11 protein-coding genes are annotated in these 16614 nt (G+C 62.7%); 10 read left to right on the top strand and 1 reads right to left on the bottom strand.

Annotation, left to right across the window (positions count from 1 at the left end; genetic code table 11):
• The first annotated feature begins 14 nt into the window (after positions 1-14).
• The 7 genes from O0881_RS01360 (at position 15) to O0881_RS01390 (ending at position 7949) form a co-directional block, all read left to right on the top strand.
• On the top strand, positions 15-1067 hold the full coding sequence (locus O0881_RS01360; protein WP_152257736.1) for an NAD(P)-dependent alcohol dehydrogenase: 1053 nt from the start codon (positions 15-17) through the stop codon (positions 1065-1067).
• 317 nt (positions 1068-1384) lie between these two features.
• Positions 1385-3811, top strand: coding sequence for a membrane-bound PQQ-dependent dehydrogenase, glucose/quinate/shikimate family (locus O0881_RS01365; RefSeq protein WP_289909744.1), 2427 nt, complete (start codon positions 1385-1387; stop codon positions 3809-3811).
• A gap of 11 nt (positions 3812-3822) precedes the next feature.
• On the top strand, positions 3823-4473 hold the full coding sequence (locus O0881_RS01370; protein ID WP_289909746.1) for a TetR/AcrR family transcriptional regulator: 651 nt from the start codon (positions 3823-3825) through the stop codon (positions 4471-4473).
• A 297-nt stretch (positions 4474-4770) separates the two neighbouring features.
• Positions 4771-5445, top strand: a complete 675-nt coding sequence (locus O0881_RS01375) for a hypothetical protein (protein ID WP_289909747.1) — start codon at positions 4771-4773, stop codon at positions 5443-5445.
• A 172-nt stretch (positions 5446-5617) separates the two neighbouring features.
• On the top strand, positions 5618-5920 hold the full coding sequence (locus O0881_RS01380; protein ID WP_289909750.1) for an HNH endonuclease: 303 nt from the start codon (positions 5618-5620) through the stop codon (positions 5918-5920).
• A 294-nt stretch (positions 5921-6214) separates the two neighbouring features.
• Positions 6215-6748, top strand: a complete 534-nt coding sequence (locus O0881_RS01385) for a helix-turn-helix domain-containing protein (RefSeq protein WP_289909751.1) — start codon at positions 6215-6217, stop codon at positions 6746-6748.
• Positions 6749-6854: 106 nt separating this feature from the next.
• The gene (locus O0881_RS01390) at positions 6855-7949 is read left to right on the top strand and encodes a S41 family peptidase (RefSeq protein ID WP_289909753.1); all 1095 of its coding nucleotides are present in this window, start codon (positions 6855-6857) and stop codon (positions 7947-7949) included.
• Positions 7950-8158: 209 nt separating this feature from the next.
• On the opposite strand, the gene O0881_RS01395 is transcribed toward O0881_RS01390, so the two are convergent.
• Positions 8159-9784 (bottom strand): response regulator, encoded by a 1626-nt coding sequence (locus O0881_RS01395; RefSeq protein WP_099664131.1) that lies wholly within the window; start codon positions 9782-9784, stop codon positions 8159-8161.
• Between the two features lie 234 nt (positions 9785-10018).
• Between O0881_RS01395 and O0881_RS01400 the strand changes: the two genes are divergently transcribed.
• The 3 genes from O0881_RS01400 (at position 10019) to purL (ending at position 16525) form a co-directional block, all read left to right on the top strand.
• Complete coding sequence (locus O0881_RS01400) at positions 10019-11071, top strand: GGDEF domain-containing protein (RefSeq protein ID WP_289909756.1); 1053 nt, start codon at positions 10019-10021, stop codon at positions 11069-11071.
• 158 nt (positions 11072-11229) lie between these two features.
• Complete coding sequence (locus O0881_RS01405) at positions 11230-12294, top strand: GGDEF domain-containing protein (RefSeq protein ID WP_289909757.1); 1065 nt, start codon at positions 11230-11232, stop codon at positions 12292-12294.
• 193 nt (positions 12295-12487) lie between these two features.
• Positions 12488-16525: a phosphoribosylformylglycinamidine synthase gene (gene purL, locus O0881_RS01410; protein WP_289909758.1), complete on the top strand. Its 4038-nt coding sequence runs from the start codon at positions 12488-12490 to the stop codon at positions 16523-16525.
• Positions 16526-16614 lie beyond the last annotated feature (89 nt).

Below are 16614 nucleotides of genomic sequence, written 5' to 3' on the forward strand. Positions count from 1 at the left end.
ATACAGGAGTTTTCATGACCACCATCGCCAAAGGCTACGCCGCACTGGGCCCGACCTCCGCACTGCAACCGTTCACGTTCGAGCGTCGCGCCCCGCGCGAAGACGACGTGGCCATCTCGATCAAATACTGTGGCGTGTGCCATTCCGACATCCACCAGGCGCGCGATGAATGGGGCGGCGCCGCCTTCCCGATGGTGCCCGGCCATGAAATCGCCGGCGTCGTCACGGCCGTCGGCGCCAACGTCAGCAAGTTCAAGGTGGGCGACCACGTGGGCGTGGGCTGCTTCGTCGACTCCTGCACCACTTGCAAGACCCGCAACGTGGACCTGGAACAGTACATGCCCGGCTTGATCCAGACCTACAATGGCCTGGAAGCCGATGGCAAGACGGCCACGCAGGGCGGCTACTCGGACAGCATCGTCGTCAAGGAAGGCTATGTGCTGTCGATTCCCGACAACCTGCCGCTGGACGCGGCCGCGCCGCTGCTGTGCGCCGGCATTACCCTGTACTCGCCGCTGAACCATTGGAAGGCCGGCCCCGGCAAGCAGGTCGCCATCCTGGGCATGGGTGGCCTGGGCCACATGGGCGTCAAGATCGCCCACGCCATGGGCGCCGAAGTGACGGTGCTGAGCCAGACCCTGTCGAAGCGCGAAGACGGTCTGCGCCTGGGCGCCGATCACTACTACGCCACCAACGATGCGGAAACGTTCAGCAAACTGGCCGGTACCTTCGACCTGATCATCTGCACCGTGGGCGCTTCGATCGACTGGAACCAGTACATCAACCTGCTGAAGGTCGATGGCAGCATGGTCATCGTCGGCATCCCGGACGGCGCCGTGCCGCCGATCAGCGCCTTCGGCCTGGTGGGCGCCCGCCGCAGCCTGTCCGGTTCCATGATCGGCTCGATCAAGGAAACCCAGGAAATGCTGGATTTCTGCGGCAAGCACAACATCGTGTCGGACATCGAGATCATCCGCATCCAGGATATCAATGAGGCGTTCGAGCGCGTCGTCAAGAGCGATGTACGCTACCGCTTCGTCATCGACATGGCGTCGCTCGCGGAATAAAAGGGGAACACCCGAGAAAAAGCCCAGGGCGTTGTTGCCGCGTCTCGCCGTACTATTCGTACTGTCTTCGACGCGGCGTCTAGCCCTGGGCGTTTTTCGGGCGTTCCGGCGGAGCACGCTCCAGGTCAACACCGGCATGCTGCCGCAGCATCACCATTCCATCCCCGCCAAAAATCAAGCTCCCTTGTCAATTTTTCTTTCCTTGCGTCAAAAATCGGCATAAAATGAAACCGTACAGTACAGTTTCACTACGTAGATTTAAAAAATCAGCCATCCCCGCATGTTGGCCTGGGCAGGGGAGGCGTCATGGATAAAAAATGGACACTTCAACAAAGAATGGAGCGGCGGCGATCCCGGCGGTCTCCAGGGGCAAGCGCATTGCCCTGGCGGTTTTTGGCGTTTTTCTCGGATGTTCCGGCCTGGCCCTGGCGGCGGGCGGCATCGAACTCATTACCCTCGGCGGTTCCTGGTATTACCTGCTGGCCGGTCTCGGTTTAATATTGGCAGGCGTGCTGTATTGGCGCCGCAAGCCGCTGGCCAGTGGCGTGGTCGCCGCGCTGGTGCTGGCTACCTTGCTGTGGGCCGTGTGGGAAATCGGCTTCGCCTTCTGGCCCATGGTGCCGCGCCTGGCGCCGTTCCTCGTCATCGGCCTCGTGGCCGCCTTGCTGCATCCGTGGCTGGCAGGCCGTGGCCACGGTGGCCAGTCGCGCGGCTTCGCGGCCCTGTTTGCCGTCGTGCTGGTGGCCGGCTTTGCCTCCATGTTCCAGCCGCACGGCGTGCTGGAAGCCACCGCGCAGCCGCAGCAGGATACCGTGACGCCCGTCAATGACGGCAGCGCCAACTGGGCGCATTATGGCCATGGGCCGAAAGGCACGCGCTTCGCGCCGTACACGCAGATCGACAAGGCCAACGTTGAGCAGCTGCAGGTGGCGTGGCGCTACCGCACGGGCGAGCTGGCCGAGGGCGCGTCCGAATCGCAGAATACGCCGCTGCAGATCGGCGACACCCTCTATACGTGCACGCCGACCAGCAAGGTCATTGCGCTGGACGCGGACACGGGCAAGGAGCGCTGGACCTTCGATCCGAAGCCGGTTAACACCAAAACGTGGAACCGCTGCCGCGGCGTCGGCTATTACGAGCCGGCCAAAGTGACAAAGCCGTTCCGTGTCGAGGGCATGCAGGCGGCCGGCGCGCCGGCGGCGGGCGCGTGCGCCAAGCGCATCGTGCAAGTGACCATGGATGCGCGCCTGATCGAGATCGACGCGCAGACGGGCAAGCAGTGCGAGGGCTTCGGCGACAAGGGTTCCGTCGATCTCACCGTCGGCCTGGGCAAGGTGAAAATGAACGTGCCGTACTACGCCTACACGTCCGCGCCCACGGTGGCGCGCAATCTGATCATCCTCGGCGGCTGGGTCTTCGACGGCCGCTCCACCGATGAACCGTCGGGCGTCGTGCGCGCGTACAGCGCCGACACGGGGGAACTGGTGTGGGCCTGGGACCTGGGCAATCCGGCCATCACCAAGCTGCCGCCGGAAGGACAGACCTACACGCGCAGCACGCCGAACATGTGGTCGACCCCGGCCTTCGACGACGAATTGGGCCTCGTCTACCTGCCGACGGGGAACGAGCAGCCGGACTTCTGGGGCGGCAAGCGCCCGCCGCTGACGGAAAAATACGCGTCGGCCATCGTCGCCCTCGACATGGCCACGGGCCGCGAACGCTGGACGTATCAGACCGTCCACCACGACATCTGGGATTACGACGTGGCGGCGCAGCCGGCCCTGTACGACGTCCCGGACGGCAAGGGCGGCAAGATTCCCGCACTGGTGCAGCTGACCAAGCGTGGCCAGATCTTCATGCTGGACCGCCGCACGGGCAAGCCGATTGCCGAAGTCATCGAAAAAGCCGTGCCGCAGGAGCACGCGGCCGGCGACTGGGTGGCAAAGACGCAGCCATACTCCACCGGCATGCCGGCCCTGGGCGCGGAAACCCTCACGGAGCGCGACATGTGGGGTGCCACCTTCTTCGACCAGCTGGCCTGCCGCATCAGCTTCCGCAAGCTCAATTACAAAGGGGAGTTCACGGCGCCAAGCACGCAAGAGACCTTGATTTATCCAGGCTACTACGGCGGCTTCAATTGGGGCGGCGCGGCCGTCGATGAAAGCAATGGCTATATGTTCGTCAACGATATCCGCATGCCGCAAGTGGTCAAGCTGGTGCCGCGCGAAACGGTGGACGTGGCCAAGCTGACGTCGGGCCACGGCGTGGGCAGCACCTATCCGATGGATGGCACGCCCTTCGTCATCGACCACAAAGCCTTCAATTCACCGCTGGGCATACCTTGCCAAAGCCCGCCGTGGGGCGTGTTCGCCGCCATCGATTTGAAGACGCGCACGAAAGTGTGGGAACGTCCGGCCGGCACCGTGCAGGATGCCGTCATCAACGGTGTGCGCGCGCGGCTGCCCATCCCGCTGGGCATGCCCACCCTGGGCGGCGGCGTGAGCACGGCGTCGGGCCTCGTGTTTTATGCGGGCACGCAGGATTACTATCTGCGCGCCATGGATATCGCGACGGGACGCGAAGTGTGGAAGGCGCGCATGCCGGTCGGTTCGCAAGGCACGCCGATGACGTATGTGTCGCCCAAGTCGGGCCGCCAGTATGTCGTGGTGGCGGCGGGCGGCGCCCGCCAGAGCCCGGACCGGGGAGATTACGTGATAGCATACGCGCTTCCCAAGACACAGTAAGAGTTTGCTTCATGCCCCAGTTGCGCACCGTTCCAGCTTCCCCGAGTACCCGAAGCGAGGAGCGGCGGCGCAAGCTGCTGGTGGCGGCGGCGGACCTCTTCCTCGCTTCCGGCTACGACGGCGTCAGCATGGACGCCATCGTGGCCGTGGCGGGCGGCTCGAAGGCCACGGCCTACCGCTACTTCGGCAGCAAGCAGGAATTGCTGGTGGCGGTGGTCGAATACCTGTGCGCCGATTTCATCATCGACCTGCGCCGCCTCGATACCTCGCAAGCGGGCCTGGAACAGGGCTTGCAGCTGATCCTCGATGAACTGGTGGCCGTCGTCACCAGCCCCCGCCACGTGGATTTCTACCGCCTCGTCGTCACGGGCGCGGCCGCCGTGCCGGCCGTGGGCCTGACCTGGTACGAACACGGTCCGCAAGTGTGGCATGCGCTGATCTTGCGCCTGCTGGAACAGCAGCGCGCCCAGGGCCGCATCGCGGCCGATACCTCGTTTTCCAACCTGCCGCAGATCCTGTTCGACGCCGTCTTTTCGCACCTGACCACGCGCACCGTCATGTTGGGGCAGGGCGGCAATGCGGCTACGTTCCGGCCCTTGATCGCGGAGCTGATCGAGCTGGTGGTGGCAAGGGTGGCGCGCAAGGCGGAGTCGGCCCGATAGGACCGTAATCCGAGAAGAGTCTGTTGGCCGCTGGTATTCGGATGACGCGCTTGCGTGCTTCGGCGGCCCTGTTAATCCGATCTGCGCGACCGGGATGCGGTTGGCCGGCTTTCGGCGATGTTGATGAGCAATTCTGCGGTGTCGTGTGAACCCGTTGCAATCCAAAAAAATATTTTTGCATAATGATGCAAAATAAATGCGGTTTCCATCTCCGAGAAACGTCTGGCTTATGTAAGTCACTATTTACATAAGGTTGCATCATCAATGGCTCAAAATTTAGTAGTCCCTCCCGGATTCGTGCCCTATCCTGATCCAGACGACGTCTTTATGGAAGACGTCGGGCTCCATCTGAAAGTGTTCCATCCTATTCTAACCATACCCGCAGCACAGGTCGACCCTACGTGGACGGGGCAGTTCCACTTCGTCTTGCCCATAGAGCCGTATGATGGTGCTTTGGGCGAAGGCAGCACGGATTACTACGGTCCTCACTGTGGCGAAGCATGGATTAAGTTCGTTCGGATAGGATCAAAGTATCGATTCGCCGGGGATTGGCGCTATTTTGCGATTAATCGGGAGCATGATGTGGAGGCTGATTTTTGGTACGGGGAGGCCAACAAAAGCTATGCCGAGCGTAGGCGCGCATGGCATGAGCAGGGTCTCATGAATAGGCAATCTGACAGCTTTGGTTGGGGCACCGCTTTTGGAGGAAATGCCCTGGCCGGCAACTGGACCAACGATCTCTCCTTGCCTGATGAGGTGGCTAAATGGGGATTCAGGCCATCTCGGATGATGCGCGAGGACGAGACGGTTAATGGCGTCAACTTCACTCATCCGCTAAACGAACAGGGGCAGCGATATCGATTAATTGGGATATTGGTTGGATATCGCTATCGGGACCATGGAGCAGATAAACTTTTGATGTTCTACGACACTCCATCGAGTACTATTTTAATCATGTTGGACTTTAGCTAAGCCGGCCTGTTGCACCTGCCTCGGAAAGAAATAAGAGTCACCTGCCTGCGAGTTCCGCCGGAGCGCACCATCAGCAGAGCTTAAGCGGCCAGGGCTGGCGTCTATGTTGGCGTGATGCCGCCAGAGGGCGGATGATATAGTGGCGGGAATGTATACACTGAAAGAAACTGCCATGAAAAACGACGCAACCGCGCGCCCGCAAGCCAGCCAGACGCCTGCCAGGCTCAGCAAAGGGGATTTCGTCACCGCATTGCGCAAACTGCTGCAAGAAGAGGGAAAGGCCGGCAAGACCAGCGTGGACGTGCGCGCTGCAACCCTGCACACCGACGTCGGCGTGTATCCGGCGCGCGGCCACTCGATGCCGACTTGCTGCACGGTGATGTATGAAGAGATGCTGCCCGGTGACGAGATACTGCTGACGCCATCCGGCGGCAAGGGACCTACGCTGCTGATACGGTACAAATTGCCGCGCTGACAATCGCGGTCCTGGAAACAGTCTATAACCTGGCGTAAATGCAGGCGATGACTTGTAGCGCGCAATAGCTGGCGCGCTGCTGATGCCAGCCCGGTCGGGCAGGGCATCCTAAGCCATCCGTCAGGGCGGGGATGCCCCGTTGGCCCCAGACGCCATCCATCCGTTTTCCACCTCATCTCGTCTCTCACCTTCCTGGGTTCCACGCGGCAGCCTCCGGCGGCGGCTGCCGCTAGCGTTTTCAAATATGTAAAATATTTATATAAGCTCTTATGTAAATGGTGCTACCATGGTTCCATGAAACCTGGACTCGGCACACAATTACGACATCTCATCGAACTGCTGGACGGCGCGGTCGAGCAAGCCTACGTGGACGCGGGGCTGGACTACCGGCCGCGCTATACGCCGGTGATGCGGGTGCTGGCCGAGCAGGCTAGCGCGACCATCGGCGAGCTGGCGGCCCTGGCCGGCCTCACGCAGCCGGCCGCGACGCAGACGGTGGCCCTGATGGTGAAAAAAGGCCTGTTGACGGTGGCCGCCGGCGGCGCAGACGGCAGGCAGCGCGTGGTGCGCCTCAGCGCCACTGGCGAAACGCTGCTGCCGCGCCTGCGCGTGTGCTGGCAGGCGACCAAATCGGCGGCCGACAGCCTCGATGCGGAACTGGCGTTTCCCTTGTCCGCCTGCCTCGGACAGGCGATCGCCGTACTCGAGACACGTTCCTTCGGCGCGCGCATCCGCGACGCCAACTTGCAGCGCCTGCGCGACGGCGGGCCGCAGCTCGATACCGCTCCGGCGCAGGCACGGCCACACCTGGACGATCAACCCGAATGATGCAGGCTTGCCTGCCCAGGCGCCGCTTCGATGACGCGCCCGGGGGGCATCACGCGTATTTTTCACATAACGATCAATCGCTTCGCAGTCCAACTTGGAGGAATGTATGTCAGGTAGCAAGAAATTTGTCGCAGCTGTCGTATTGGGTACGCTGGTGTCGTTTCAGGCTTTTGCGGCGGCGGACACCGCGTTGAACGCGTCCGGCCGCGCTGCGATCGTGCAGACACTGGTTGCGAAAATGAACGCGAATTACATCGAGCCGGCCGTGGCCGAACGGGTCGGCACTGCGATCGCCAGGAAAAATGCCGAAGGAGGCTATGCGAGCGCCACCAACACCCAGGCGTTCAGTACGGCGCTGGCGAAGGACTTGCGGGAATTGAGCGGCGACTTGCATTTCGGCACTGCGGTGTACGAAGGCCTTCGCGAGCGCAGCGCCAACCCCGAGCTGCCTAGCCGCGCCAAGACGGACGAATGGCGCGACCAGACCGCGCGGCGCGGCTACGACATCGAGAAGATCGAGCGCCTTCCCGGCAACGTCGGCTATATCGAGCTGCGCGGCTTCGGCGGCCCGGAATACGTCGGCGCGGCGTACACGGCGGCGATGTCGCTCATGGCGGGGACGGATGCGCTGATCCTCGACCTGCGCCGCAACGGCGGCGGCAGCCCGGCCAGCGTGGCTTACCTGATGAGTCATTTCTTCCCGCTCGGCGACGAGCGTCACCTGATCGACATGTACGATCGCCCGACCGGTCTGACGCGGCAGTTCTGGACCGTGAAGACGGTCGCACAGCGTTACGACAAGCCCGTGTACGTGCTGACCTCGGCCCGCACGTTTTCCGCCGGAGAGGACTTTTCCTATGGCATCCAGGCGCAGAAGCGCGGCACGGTGGTTGGGGAAACCACCGGCGGCGGCTCCAATCCCGTGAGCTGGTACAACCTGGGGCAGGACATCATCGTCTCGATCCCGACCGCGCGCACGACCAATGTCGTCACCAAAACCAACTGGGAGCACGTCGGCGTGAAACCGGACATCGCCGTGCCCGCGGCGCAGGCGCTGCAGGCGGCGCATGTCGCCATCCTGCGCAACCTGGTGTCATCGTCCAAGGAGGGCAGCGAGCGCAAGGAACTGCAGCGCGTGCTTGCGATGGCGGAAAAAGGCGAATCCGAGAAGCCGGTCTACACGCTCAGGGGAGAGCCTTGATACAAGCCGCCGGACATGGCCGCGAAGAAGCGCGCGCCGCTCGCTAATCCGACCTGCGCGTTTTTGACGCCAACGCACGTCACGACGCCTCTGAAAACCGTCGCGAGCAAGCCCACTCTCGGGTTGAGCAGCGCAGCCGTACTTTAGTACGGTGAGCAACGCCAACCCGAGAGTGGGCTGCGCAGCAGGTTTGCAGCGCGTCCCTCCACTCAGGTCGCAATACCATATTTGTGCTGCGTGGCCGCATACTGCTGCTTGAGCGACTCCAGCTTCGGATGCTTGGGGTCGATCTTGCGGATCACCTGCATCTGGTGCTGCGCCTGTTCGGCCAGCGGCGCTTCCCAGCCCAGCATATTGAGCTGGCGCAAGATGGCGTCGACGGAGGCGAACAGCACGGGCAGGTTGCCCGGCGTCTTGCGCAGGGCCTGGCGCAGCACGAAGACGGCGCCCTTGAGCTCTCCGCTTTCCGACTTGCTGGCCGCATCCTGCATCAGTTCCTGCACCTGGTTCGTGATCTGCTGGCCCATGCCTTGCGCCAGATCATGGCGGCCCGCCTTTTCAAACACGTCCACGGCCGCTTCCATCGTCACTTCGCTGTCCGCTTCGTTGACGAGTTTCATCATGACGTCGGACGCCGCCTGTTCCAGGTTGTTCTTCAGGCAGCTTTGCACGAGGCCCACCTTCAGCTGCGTCGACAGGCCCCGCGCCGTATCCAGCGCGGCGGCGGCCAGCTGCAGTTCGCTGGCGGCGGCGATGTCGTTGCCCGACAATTCATGCAGCATGGCGGCCGAGATGGCGCGGCACGCTTCCACGTTGGCGCCGCCGCGCAGCGAGCGCTCCATGTCGCGCAGCACGCCGCTCGCCTGCGGCGCATCGCCTTTCTTCACCAGCGTCTTCACCAGGTTGACGTGGTCTTCCGGATCGCGGAATTCGGAGTACTTCGCTTTCGTCACGACCTGTTTATACGCCCGTTCGGCAGCGCCGATGTCGCCCGTGTCATACGCGATGCCGCCCAGGTGGCGCAAGCGGCGCACCATGTGCGGCGAGATGGCCACCGCGTCTTCGAGGATTTTCTTGGCCTGCAGCTGCTGGCCCATGGCTTCGTGGTTCTTCGCCAGCAAGTCGTAGGCGGCCATGAAGCGGGGATAGATTTCCACCAGTTCCAGCAGCGCATCCTGCGCCTCTTCGTGGCGCTGCTGCTCGAACAGGGTGCGCGCCAGTCCCAGGTGGGCCCAGGCCATGGGGCGCGTGGCCAGCATGTCGGCGTACAGCTGTTCCGCTTCCTTCCATTCGCCCAGGGTGAGGTGCAGCTCGGCGCGCAGGCGGGTGAAATCGGCCGCCAGGCGCGGATGCTGCAGCTCGGCCGCGCGGCAGCTTTTCACGGCTTCGCGCAAGTCGCCCTTGTCGATCAGCTGGTAGGTGGGCAGGAACATGGCGCGCCGCTCGATGGCGCGCGCGATGCGTCCGCTCAGCACGTCGACGGTGAACGGCTTTAATATGTAGTCGGACGGGGTCAGTTCGGCTGCGCTGATCACCTTGCTGTGGATGGCTTCGGAAGTCAGCATGATGAAGATCGTCCACAGGCCGATCAGCTTGTGGTGGCGCAAGTCTTCCAGCAATTGCTGGCCATCCTGGCCATCCGTGCCACTACCAAGATCGTATTCGCACAGGATGATGTCGAACGGTTTCTTCGTCAGCAAGCGGATGGCCGTGCCGGAATTGACGGCATATTCCACCTTGGTGATGGCCGCCTGGTTCAGCATATTGTGCAGATTGCCCCGCATGCTGGGGTTCGGGTCGACGATCAGGACAGATAAGTCGCTAGTTTCTGGCATTGTTCAGCTCTCGTTCATCTGTGTATGGCTCTGCGGCTCGATGGTACGACGGTCTAATAATATTACTATTTGTCAGCATACTGCAAAGCCAGTGCAAATCGCTAACAAAATGCAGGCGAGTGCGCGCGGCGCGACACGGCAGGCGTGCGCGCTTGCGGGCAGGGCAGGCGCGGGGTATCCTAAAAGCAACCTTTTGCGTTCGCTCATGCCTGACACCACGCCTGGAAAGCCGCCATGTACTTGACCGACACTCGCAGGCAAACCCTGCACCACCTGCTTTTCGGCGGAGGACGGGCGCATGCCGAGAAGTATTTTCCCGAATTGCGCCGCATGGCCGTCGTCAGCGAGTCCTTTGGCCTGGCCAGTATCTTGTTCGTGTGGGCTTTTATTCCCCATGTGAATACGCTCGACAGGGGCGCGCTGGTGTATGCGCTGGCCGGCATCGTGCTGGCGATCGGCATCAATGTGGCCGCGCGCGCCATCTGGGTGCTGAAACTGGGGGGCGCCGTGGGCATGTGCGCCATTGCCTTTTGCTTCCGCCTGCTGGCGGAGGCGGCGGGGCAGGCGGAATTCTGGATGCAGCCCGTGGGCGTGTTCATGGTGCTGCTGGCGGCGCCCATCTTCAATGGCTGCGTCGTGTATCTCATCGTTGCCGCGGCAGTCTGGCTGATATTGGGCTACGGCCATTTCCCGATCGATCCCGCCATGGCGCATGCGGCCTGGGCGAACTTGCTGATCGTCTACAGCATGCTGTTCGGCCTGGTCCTCAGCATCAGTTTCAATCTGTTGCGCCTGCGCGACTTCCGCGCCAGGGAGGCGCTGACCCGCCTGGCCTACCAGGATGGCTTGACGGGCTTGAATAACCGCCGCCGCTTTACGGAATTGACGCAGCAATTGCAGCAGCGGCCGCAACCGATGTACTTCCTCATGATCGATATCGACAATTTCAAGAAAATCAACGATACCCTGGGCCATGACGCGGGTGACGTGGTGCTGGTCAAGACGGCGGGCATCATCGCCGATGCCTGCGGCGGCCACCTGTGCGGACGCCTGGGCGGCGAGGAGTTCGGCATCGTCTACGCGGGGGACCGGCGCGCCGTCTGCCAGTTCGCCGCCAGCCTCGTCGATGCCGTCTACCTGGCCTTCAATCCGGGGCAGGCCGTGTCGATCAGCGTGGGCATTGCCGAGCTGGCCTGCGACACGGAGCTGGCGCACAGCTACCGCCTGGCCGATGCCTCGCTGTACCAGGCCAAGCACCAGGGCAAGAACCGCTATGTCATTGCCTGACGGCATGCACATGAGTCTTGCGGAGGCGCCAGGGAGCGGGTATTCTGTTTGTATTAATATATCAGCCGCAAGCAGGCGCGATGTGGCGCAGACGCAGAGTTTCACCGTGACGTGACCGCTGGCGTTTTACCTTTACCAGAGAAAATCCAGCCTTCGTGATGCGCCTTCCTTCCATGAGTACCCTGCGGCGCATTGCCGTCCCCCTCGCTTTTGGCGGCAACAGCGAGCAGCAGCACACGTATTTCGCGGAATTGCACCGGGTCGGCATGGTGACGCAGCTGCTGGGCATCATCGCCTACAGCCTGACCTGGCTGCTGATGCCCGATCCCTATCATCCGAACTTCTCGCACGCCGTGCTGGCGCTGCTGGGCATGTTGACGAGCCTGATCGTGCGCTACCGCTGCACCACCTTGCCCGTGCTGACCATTACGGGCGCCTGCGCCGTGCTGACCCTGACCTTCGGCTTGCGCACCATGGCCGACGCCGTCCATCACGCCAGCTTCTGGGTCTTGCCCGTGGGCGTTTTCATGACCCTGGCCATCGCCTCCATCTTCAATGGCGGCCTCAGTTACCTGGCCGTCGTGGCCGGCGTGTGGTGGAACGTGGGCCACGGCTTGTATCCGGTGAACGCGGGCTTGCCAGACGAATCCTGGGCGCCGCTGATGATCGCCGTCAGCGTGCTGTTCGGGCTTGCGCTGAATGTCAGCTTCAGTTTATTGCGTTTGCGCAACTATCACTCCAAGGTGGAATTGACGCGGCTGGCTTTCCAGGACGGCTTGACGGGCCTCAACAACCGCCGCATGTTCACGCAGCGCGCCCAGCAGATGCATGGCGCGCCGCACGGCGGCATGCTGTACTTCCTGATGATCGATATCGACGATTTCAAGATCATCAACGACCAGCAGGGCCACGATGCGGGCGACGAGGTGCTGGTACGCACGGCCGCCATCATCGCCGACAAGGCGCAAGGCCATCTGTGCGGGCGCCTGGGCGGCGAGGAGTTCGGCATCGTCTACGCGGGCGACCGCGACGCTGCGCGCGCCTTTGCCGGCGCCTTGGTCGAGGCCGTCAGTCAGGCTTTCCATGCGGCACAGTTTGTGTCGATCAGCGTGGGCGTGGCCGAGCTGGACCGGGGCAAGGAGCTGGGCCACAGCTACCGGCTGGCCGACGAGGCGCTGTACCTGGCCAAGCGGCAGGGCAAGAACCGCTACGTGATCGCCTGATCGTCGGCTGACGGTGTTGTTGTCGCGTCATAAATGGCCGCTGTGCGGGGCAAAAGGGTGGCAAAGGCCCAAGTTCCGGTCATAAGGCAGGGGTAAAACGGGTATAATGCGCGCAAAGGAAATTTGCCGTACGAAAGATATTGTCATACCTACCTTTAACCCGCAGCCACGCTGCATCAACCACCTTCCAATCATGTTGATACTGCCGGGTTCCAATGCCCTGTCCCATTTCCGTAGCCACCGTCTGTTAAGCCAACTGCAAGCCGTTTCGCCTGCGATTGTTGCCGTGCAAGCACGCTATGTCCATTTCATCGATGCCAGCGCGCCTCTCACCAACGACGACAGCACGCGCCTTGGCGCCTTGCTGACGTACGGCGAGCCGGCCCAGGCTGACAATACGGAAGGCGCTGCCGAAGAATTCTTCGTCATCCCCCGTTTCGGCACGATTTCGCCGTGGGCTTCGAAAGCCACGGACATCGCGCACAACTGCGGCATGGCGCACATCAAGCGCGTCGAACGCGGCATCGCTTTCCGCATCAACCTGAAATCGGGCATCCTGGGCAGCGCCATCGGCGCCGGCAAATTGACGGACGAGCAGGTGCAAGCCGTGGCCGACCTGCTGCACGACCGCATGACGGAATCCGTGCTGCGCAGCGCGGACGACGCCAAGGACCTGTTCCGCACCCTGGAAGCGCGCCCATTGGAATCGATCGACTTGCTGGGGCAGGGCAAGCTTGCTTTGGAAACGGCGAACACGGAACTGGGCCTGGCGATGTCGGAAGACGAAATCGACTACCTGGACGCCGCCTTCACCAAGGCCGGCCGCAACCCGACGGACGTGGAACTGATGATGTTCGCGCAGGCGAACAGCGAGCATTGCCGCCACAAGATCTTCAACGCCGACTGGACCATCGACGGCGTGGCGCAGCCCAAGTCCCTGTTCGGCATGATCAAGAACACGCATGAACTGCAGCCGAAAGGCACCGTCGTCGCCTACAGCGACAACTCGTCCATCATGGAAGGCGCGACCGTGTCGCGCTTCTACCCGCGCGGCGACAAGCATGAATACGCGGCATCGACGGAATTGACGCACACCCTGATGAAGGTGGAAACGCATAACCACCCGACGGCCATTTCTCCCTTCCCCGGCGCCTCGACGGGGGCGGGCGGCGAGATTCGCGACGAAGGCGCGACGGGCCGCGGCGCCAAGCCGAAAGCCGGTTTGACGGGTTTCACCGTATCGAACTTGTCGCTGCCGGACGCCGTGCGCAGCTGGGAAACGGCCGCTTCCGTGACGGCGCCATTGGCCGCGCGTACTGATGCAGATCAATACGGCAAACCGGAACGCATCGCTTCGCCCCTGCAAATCATGATCGAAGGCCCATTGGGCGGCGCCGCGTTCTCGAACGAATTCGGCCGTCCGGTCCTGGGCGGCTACTTCCGCACGTATGAGCAGAACGTCGGCACGGACAAAGACGCCGTCTTCGGCTACCACAAGCCGATCATGATCGCCGGCGGCATCGGCAATATCTCGGCGCAGCACACGCACAAGAACGACATCCCCGTCGGCAGCCTGCTGGTGCAGCTGGGTGGCCCGGGCATGCGCATCGGCATGGGCGGCAGCGCCGCCTCGTCGATGACCACCGGCAGCAACACGGCCGACCTGGACTTCGACTCCGTCCAGCGCGGCAATCCGGAAATGGAACGCCGCGCCCAGGAAGTCATCAACGCCTGCTGGCAAATGGGCGCGGACAATCCGATCATCTCCATCCACGACGTGGGTGCGGGCGGCTTGTCGAACGCGTTCCCGGAAATCACCAACGACGCCAAGCGCGGCGCGATTTTCGACCTGCGCAAGGTGCCGCTGGAAGAATCGGGCATGGCGCCGAAGGAAATCTGGAGCAATGAATCGCAGGAACGCTACGTTCTCGCCATCGCGCCGGAAAGCCTGCCGCTGTTCAAGGCCATGTGCGAACGCGAACGCTGCCTGTTCGCCGCCGTGGGCGTGGCCACCGAAGAGCGTCAATTGAAGCTGATCGACCCGGAACTGGGCAACGAGCCGGTCGACATGCCGATGGACGTCTTGCTGGGCAAACCGCCGAAGATGCAGCGCGACGTGGTCCACGTGGCCAACGATTTCCCCGCCATTGATCTCACCGGCATGGACCTGGTTGATGTAGCGCAAAAAGTGCTGCTGCTGCCGACCGTGGCCGACAAATCCTTCCTCATCACCATTGGCGACCGCAGCGTGGGCGGCATGACCGTGCGCGACCAGATGGTGGGACCATGGCAAGTGCCGGTGGCCGATTGCGCCGTCACCACCATGAGCTTTGAAGGTTACCTGGGCGAAGCGATGGCCATGGGCGAACGCACGCCGCTGGCCGTCATCGACGCCGCCGCCTCGGGCCGCATGGCCGTGGGCGAAGCCGTCACCAACATCGCCGCAGCAGCCATCGGCGACATCTCCGACATCAAACTGTCCGCCAACTGGATGGCCGCCTGCGGCCAGCCTGGCCAGGACGCGGCCCTGTACGACACGGTAAAAGCCGTCGGCATGGACCTGTGCCCGGCGCTGGGCATCAGCATCCCCGTCGGCAAGGATTCGCTGTCGATGCGCACGACGTGGAAAGACGAGAGCACGGGCGCGGCGAAATCCGTCACGTCGCCGGTGTCCCTGATCGTCTCCTCGTTCGCGCCAGTGACGGACGTGCGCAAGTCGCTCACGCCGCAGCTGAAGACGGACAAGGGCGACACGTCGCTGATTCTGATCGACCTGGGTCGCGGCAAGAACCGCCTGGGCGCCTCGGCGCTGGCGCAAGTCATGGGCCAGCTGGGCAATGAAACGCCGGACGTGGACAGCGCGGAAGACTTGAAAGGCTTTTTCGCCGCCATTCAAAAGCTCAATAGCGACGACAAGTTGCTGGCCTACCATGACCGTTCGGACGGCGGCCTGTACGCCACCCTGACGGAAATGGCTTTCGCCGGCCACACGGGCATGTCCGTCAACCTGGACATGCTGACCATGGAAGGCGAGCACTCGAGCGACTGGGGCGACGCCAAGAACTGGACGGGCCAGGTAGCGGAACGCCGCAACGAACTGACCCTGCGCGCCCTGTTCAGCGAAGAGCTGGGCGCCGTCATCCAGGTGCGCGCGGAAGAAAAATCGCTCGTCATGGACGTGCTGCGCACCTTCAACCTGGGCGCCTGCAGCCATATCATCGGCAAATTGAACGACCGCGACGTGATCGAATTCACGCGCGACGCCAAGCTGATCTACACCCAGCCGCGTGCAGACCTGCACCGCCTGTGGAGCGAAACGAGCTGGCGCATCGCCCGCCTGCGCGACAATCCGGCCTGCGCGGACGCCGAATATGACCGCCTGCTGGACGTGCAAGATCCGGGCATGTCGCCGATCGTCACCTTCGACCAGAGCGAGAACATCGCCGCGCCATTCATCGCCACGGGCGTGCGTCCGCGCGTCGCCATCCTGCGCGAGCAGGGCGTCAACTCGCACATCGAGACGGCGTACGTGATGCACCAGGCAGGTTTCACGGCCGTCGACGTGCACATGAGCGACCTGATTGCGGGCCGCGTTAAGCTGGACGACTTCCAGGGCGTCATTGCTGTGGGCGGCTTCTCCTACGGCGACGTGCTGGGCGCGGGCGAAGGCTGGGCGAAAACGATTTTGTTCAACGCCAGCCTGGCGGAACAGTTCGCGCGCTTCTTCAACCGCACGGACAGCTTCGGCCTCGGTATCTGCAACGGCTGCCAGATGATGAGCAATTTGAAATCCATTATCCCTGGCGCCCACGCCTGGCCTAAATTCACGCGCAACAAGTCGGAGAAATTCGAAGGCCGCTTTGCCATGGTCGAAGTGATGGATTCCCCATCGATCTTCTTCAACGGCATGGCCGGTACCCAAGCCGGCATCGCCATCGCCCACGGCGAAGGCTACGCCGACTTCTCGCAAACGGGCGACATCACCCAAGTCAGCAAAGCCATGCGCTTCGTCGACAACAAGGGCTTTGCTACCGAAGCGTATCCGTACAACCCGAACGGCTCGCCGGAAGGCATCACCTCCGTCACCACGCCAGACGGCCGCTTCACCGTGCTGATGCCGCACGCGGAGCGCGTGTTCCGCAGCGTGCAGCAGTCCTACCACCCTGAAGCATGGGGCGAGGATTCGCCGTGGATGCGCATGTTCAGGAATGCGCGGAAGTTTGTGGGGTAATTAGTTCGCTTGCAGGGCAGCGCTGGAGTTCAAGGCGCTGCTGCTGGGGTAAGAATGAGAAAGCCGCTGTCGGGAGACAGCGGCTTTTT

The organism is Janthinobacterium sp. SUN100 (genome assembly GCF_030397705.1).
Classification (GTDB): Bacteria; Pseudomonadota; Gammaproteobacteria; order Burkholderiales; family Burkholderiaceae_D; genus Janthinobacterium; species Janthinobacterium kumbetense.